The 3,649-nt window shown below is 62.8% G+C and carries 5 protein-coding genes and 1 pseudogene; 2 read left to right on the top strand and 4 right to left on the bottom strand.

Annotation, left to right across the window (positions count from 1 at the left end):
- Window positions 1-409 (top strand): annotated as a pseudogene (locus WAN02_RS02105) (hypothetical protein); the annotation flags it as partial.
- A gap of 156 nt (window positions 410-565) precedes the next feature.
- Here the strand turns inward: WAN02_RS02105 and WAN02_RS02110 are convergent.
- On the bottom strand, window positions 566-712 hold the full coding sequence (locus WAN02_RS02110; protein WP_422262393.1) for a hypothetical protein: 147 nt from the start codon (window positions 710-712) through the stop codon (window positions 566-568).
- A gap of 98 nt (window positions 713-810) precedes the next feature.
- Here WAN02_RS02110 and WAN02_RS02115 point away from each other — a divergent pair, with 98 nt between their 5' ends.
- On the top strand, window positions 811-1,230 hold the full coding sequence (locus tag WAN02_RS02115; protein ID WP_422262395.1) for a MerR family DNA-binding protein: 420 nt from the start codon (window positions 811-813) through the stop codon (window positions 1,228-1,230).
- Window positions 1,231-1,351: 121 nt separating this feature from the next.
- Here the strand turns inward: WAN02_RS02115 and WAN02_RS02120 are convergent, their stop codons facing one another.
- From WAN02_RS02120 to WAN02_RS02130, 3 genes are all read right to left on the bottom strand, one after another.
- Window positions 1,352-1,840: a YibE/F family protein gene (locus WAN02_RS02120; protein ID WP_422262396.1), complete on the bottom strand. Its 489-nt coding sequence runs from the start codon at window positions 1,838-1,840 to the stop codon at window positions 1,352-1,354.
- A 70-nt stretch (window positions 1,841-1,910) separates the two neighbouring features.
- Complete coding sequence (locus WAN02_RS02125; RefSeq protein WP_422262398.1) at window positions 1,911-2,789, bottom strand: metal ABC transporter permease; 879 nt, start codon at window positions 2,787-2,789, stop codon at window positions 1,911-1,913.
- A complete protein-coding gene (locus WAN02_RS02130; protein ID WP_422262400.1) occupies window positions 2,786-3,574 on the bottom strand; it encodes a metal ABC transporter ATP-binding protein in 789 nt (262 codons plus the stop codon). The genes WAN02_RS02125 and WAN02_RS02130 overlap by 4 nt, the downstream gene beginning before the upstream one ends.
- Window positions 3,575-3,649: the final 75 nt, after the last annotated feature.

The following is a 3,649-nucleotide window of genomic DNA, read 5'->3' on the forward strand; positions in this document are numbered from 1 at the left end:
GACCATCGGGGCGGGGATGGGGTTGCAGGCTAAGACGCAGGAGCCCACCACCCGCGGCGGCTCGAAGGCGCCCGCGGCGGCCGCGGCGATCGCGGCTGCCGCGAAAGACCAAACACGGAAGCGACGGCGTCAGCGCGCAAAGCAGCGCGGGCAGGCCGACGAGTACATGGACATGAACGTCGATGTAGATCCCGATTGGGGCGCGCCGACAGCGGTCTCGGATCGGGGCGCGGGGCCCTTGGGATTTGCCGGGACGGCGTCATCGAGGGGCACTGAGCAGGCGGCAGGATTGGCCACGCTTCATGGTGATCAGTTCGGCGCCGGCCCGACGGTGCCGATGGTGCCAGGCACCTGGGGTACAGACAACGAGGGGCACGCCGATCCGAGTAACGGACGCGACGGAACCTGACGGCGACGCGAAGCGGCACAGCCCCGACCGGTTGAGCCACGGAATGTGTGCGCAAGCTGATGGCGGCTGATCGGCTGCTAACCGAACGGCGGTGTGCCGCGAGCTAGGTGTCTCGGAGGCGTTCGTGCACCTCTACCTGGCAGGCTCACAAACGCGTCAGGTGGCCGTTTTGATCATGGTCTTGCCGCAACAGGTCAGGGCCTCTGGGTCAGGACAGTCAGGCAGGGCCGGCTTCGTCACCGTCACTTCACACCCGCAATGGGTGTCGGGGCAGTGGTAGACCTCTCCCTTGGCTAATGGCATCTGCGGTCTCCTTCAATGATGTGTGGATCAGGTAATTTCACGCTAGAACCCGTCCCCCGGGGCAAGGTCAATACTGCGATGTGAAAGGGGCGTGAATCATGCCAGCATCCACGTTGACTATCGGGCAAGCCGCGGCGGCTGCCGGGGTTACCCGCAAAGCGGTGCGAGTCTATGAGGCGAAAGGCCTGCTCTCCGTTGCGGACCGAACCCCGGCAGGTTATCGGCTCTACGATCAACACGACGTTGAACTGTTGACGTTCATCAGGCGAGCCCGCAAGCTCGGCCTCCACTTAGATGACATTGGCAAGATCCTCGCCATTCGCAACGGCGGTACCCCGCCGTGCGCCGCCGTCCGCGACATGCTCGAGGCGAGGATCAGCGAGATCGACGCCACAGTAACCGAATTGCTCAGCCTGCGCCGGTCACTTACCAGCACTCGGCGACGAGCAGACGACTGCTGCGCTCACGACACGCCCACCATCTGCCGCGCCATCGACGAACCCGAATCCGCTACGTGAGGTGACCTCGGACAGGTAGCGATCACGGTGGCGGCGCGCCTCGGAGACACTTTCGTCGACCGCTAGGGCGTGTCTGTCCAGACAGTCCGCCGCATCGGACCGACAGATTAATGACCAATCGCTAAGCGTGGGCGGTGCCACACCGGGACGCCGGCGTAGCCAACATTGCGGCGATAGCGGTGGTCAGCGGCACCGATAACGCCAGCGCGATACCGCCGACGGCGGAGCGGGCAATTTCGATAGCGACACTCTCGGTGGTCAGTACGTCGCTCACAGAACGGTTGGCGACGCTGAACAGCAGGAGCAACGGCAACGCGCTGCCGGCGTAGGCCAGCACCAGCGTGTACACGGTGCCGGCTGATGGACTTCCGCAGGTAGCGATCTCGCTGGATAACACATGCCCGGCTTCGGTGGTGACCGCGGCGCCCGTCGCGTTCTGGAACGGCATCGGGATGTCAACCTCTTGCTTGTTCGGACACAAGACCACCAGGCCGGCGATCACGGCGATGCCTATAACCCCCAGCAATCCGACGACCGCCTTGGCGGCCATCGGACCCAGCGGGGCTCGACCACGAGGCAGCGCATGGGAATGCGAGTGCAAATGAGTCACCCGGTCACCGGATGGGGTTTGCTGAGCACAAGGTTCCGTAACGTCGGTAGGCGCGGGCGCGATCGGTTCTTCAATGTGGCGGACGCCCGTTGTGAGATGTCCTGACAGGCAGCCGAATACGGTGACTTGCCAGTTGTACAACGAACAAGACCATGCAGGTGATAGCCACGATGACAAAGCTCGGCGGCATATTGAACATGGCTGACAGCCCGAGCCCCAGCCAGACTGAGGCGACGCTGATGGTCGTCGAGACGAACATCGCGATCAAGGGCCTGGCCGCCAACCTGATGGCGGTCGCGGCCGGCGTTACCAGGAGAGCAAAAAGCAGCAAGGTTCCGACGACTTGAACCGCCATTGTCACCGCGAGCCCGAGCAGCGCCATGAAGATGATCGATAAGGACTGCACCGGCACACCTTTGGCCTGGGCGACGAGTGCGTTGACCGACGCGAACAATAGCGGGCGAAAAATGAAGCCCACACAGAGCCCGAGCAGTATCAGCAAGCCTGCAAACGTAATCAGCTGTCCGTGCGAGATTGCCAGGAGATTCCCGAACAGAACATTGGTCATCGTACTGGCGTTTTTCGTTGCGAGAGAAGAGAATAACAGTCCCAAGCCGATGGCCATCGCCAAGACGGTCCCGGTGGCGACGTCGCGGTCATCAACCCGTTTACCGAGCGCGCCGATGATAATTGCACCGCCTACGCAAAAGACACCGAGGCCCAAACCGGTAGGCACACCCAATAACACCGCTCCCGTTGCCCCGGGCAAACCAATATGCGCAACGGCGTGCGCCGCAAACGCGGTGTTGCGGACAACGATGAAATAGCCGAGCAGACCCGCGGCCAGTGCAACGATCGTGCCGCCCAGCAGGGCATCCCGCATGAAGGGTGAAATCAATATTGGCCACCAATTGTCCTGGTATCCCAAGGCAAGCAGCGTTGCTGTCATACAGCGCCCCGCAGATAAAGGCCGCCTTGGGGAGTACGGGCGACCTCGATCGGCGTGCCGTAGAGCTCGCTGAGCAAGTCTTCTTTGGCCACGTCATCGATGGTGTCGTAGTGCGGATGTCCGTCGAGCAGATAGATCGCACTATCGAGCACGCCCAGGAAAGGATTCAGGTCGTGTGCGACCACGATGATCGTGACGCCCAGATCTGCATGCAGGCTGCGGAGCAGTCTCACGATTTCGCGCTGAGTTCCGAAATCCAGGGATGCCAGGGGCTCGTCCAAGATCAGCAGCTTGGGCCGCGGGACCAGCGCCGCGGCGATTGCCGCCCGCTGGCGTTGCCCGCCGGAGAGTCGAGAGAGGCGTTTGCCGGCGAGTTCGGCAATCTGGACCGACCGCAAAGCTTCGTCGACGCGGCGGCGTTGCGAGGCAGTGGTGCGCCTGAATGCCCACCTGTCCCCGTTCAGCCCAAGCGTTACCACGTCGACGACGCGGATCGCCTCATCAGAGTTCGAGGCGTAGTTCTGTGGAACGTAGCCGATGGAGTTGTTATCCCCGCCCGGACGTTTGTCGAATACTCGGACATTGCCGGCGGCGACGCGCACTAGTCCCAAGATCACTTGAACCAGTGTCGTTTTGCCCGCTCCGTTAGCGCCGATGACCGCGACGATGCCGCCCGACGGCACCTCGAATGTCCCCCGTGACCAGATCAGCCGTCCATCCCGCACCACGCTGACATCCTCGAACACCACCGCCGCGCCGTCGGTGGCGTTGCTACGCAGGGACATTGAGCGCCTCGGCCAGTGAGGCGAGTTGGTCTACCTGCCAACTCTGGAACGATTTGTCCCGCGCTGCCACCGTCT

This window comes from Mycobacterium sp. (assembly GCF_049281135.1).
Classification (GTDB): Bacteria; Actinomycetota; Actinomycetes; order Mycobacteriales; family Mycobacteriaceae; genus Mycobacterium.